Genomic DNA, 1,495 nt, shown 5'->3' on the forward strand with positions numbered 1-1,495 from the left:
GTGGCTGGTACCGCCGGGCCAAGGCCGCCCGGGGCGAGGGCGCCCCGGGCGAGCTGACCAGCGCCGAGCGCGAGGAACTGCGCCGGCTGCGCAGGCAGAACCGCGAACAGCAGCAGACGATCGAGATCCTGAAAAAAGCGACGGCCTTCTTCGTGAAGGAGAACGACCGGTGACCATGTTGTACCGGTTGGTCCACGCGGAGAAGGCGAACTACCCGATCGTGCTGCTGTGCCGGGTGCTGCACGTGACCCGCTCCTCCTACTACGCCTGGCGCGAGGGCGAGGCCGCCCGCCGGGCCCGCCGGGCGGCCGACGACTCGCTCGCCCACGAGATCACCGTGCTCCACATCGCCTCCCGCAAGACCTACGGCGTCTCGCGCATCCACGTCGAACTGCGGCGTCTGGGGCGCCGGGTGAACCGCAAGCGCATCGCCCGCGTGATGCGTGAGCGTGACATCCGCGGCGTCACCCGCCGCAAGCGCCGTTCGCTGACCCGGGCGGACGCGAAGGCGAAGCCGGCCCCGGACCTGATCGGCCGCGACTTCCACGCCGAGCGTCCCGGCACCCGGCTGGTCGGCGACATCACCTACCTCCCGACGGCCGAGGGCTGGCTCTACCTCGCCTGCTGGCTGGACCTGGCCACCCGCGAGATCGTCGGTTACGCCATGGCCGATCACCACCGCGCCGAGCTCGTCGGCGATGCCCTCGACATGGCCTACGGCCGAGGCGGTCTGGAGCCCGGATGCGTGATCCACAGTGATCGCGGCAGCGAATACACATCGGCGCGATTTCAGCACCAAGTAAGGGAGTTGGGGCTACGGCAGAGCTGCGGACGCACCGGATCGTGTTTCGACAACGCCGCGGCGGAGAGTTTCTGGGCCCTGCTCAAGGAAGAGATCGGAACCCGGACCTGGCCCGACCGGGCCACCGCCCGCGCCGAGGTCTTCACCTTCATCGAGACCTTCTACAACCGCCGCCGCCTGCGCAAGCACAAGATCTTCGGCTACCTCACACCGGCCGAGACCAGGCAGCGGCATCAACACGCCCTCGCGGCCTAACGAACGAGAGTCCAAGATCACGGGGAAACTACGCCACAGCGGCAACGAAGGAGTAGGGCCAACCGGGGATCATCTGGGCTGAGCTTCTGCCTCGCCCGTATGTGTGGCAGAACATCCGGTCCGGGCTGGTATTCGCGTCCGGCCGCAGCCAGTTGCTCACATCGACTGCCAGGACCAGCCGCCCCGACGTCGTGCGAGGAAGCGGCAGCCCTGCCAGCGTCCTGCGCAGCCGTGCCACGTCCAGATTCCCGCAGTTCAAGCCGCCGTACAAGGCGCCATGCCCACGCCGATGCTCAGGCTCCAACGACAGCTCGACCAACGTCCTCACCGGACCATCCGCGCATACTGAGATTGAACTCGTGATGTCGTCTTCGGTGATCAGGGGCTGATGGTCAGTCCTGTCTCGGTAAGGCAGCCGTCTATGAGGTGGCTGCGGTA

Annotated in this window: 1 protein-coding gene and 1 pseudogene; one reads left to right on the forward strand and one right to left on the reverse strand. The window is 67.5% G+C overall.

Annotated features, from left to right (window positions below):
• Nucleotides 1–4 precede the first annotated feature (4 nt).
• Nucleotides 5–1,057 carry an IS3 family transposase gene (locus ACFWUY_RS41570; protein WP_384122219.1) on the forward strand — a complete coding sequence of 351 codons (1,053 nt, stop codon included), beginning with the start codon at nucleotides 5–7 and terminating at the stop codon, nucleotides 1,055–1,057.
• A gap of 34 nt (nucleotides 1,058–1,091) precedes the next feature.
• Here the strand turns inward: ACFWUY_RS41570 and ACFWUY_RS41575 are convergent.
• Nucleotides 1,092–1,439 (reverse strand): annotated as a pseudogene (locus ACFWUY_RS41575) (transposase); the annotation flags it as partial.
• Nucleotides 1,440–1,495 lie beyond the last annotated feature (56 nt).

Origin of the sequence: Streptomyces sp. NPDC058664, from assembly GCF_042716635.1 — a bacterium.
Lineage (GTDB): Bacteria > Actinomycetota > Actinomycetes > Streptomycetales > Streptomycetaceae > Streptomyces.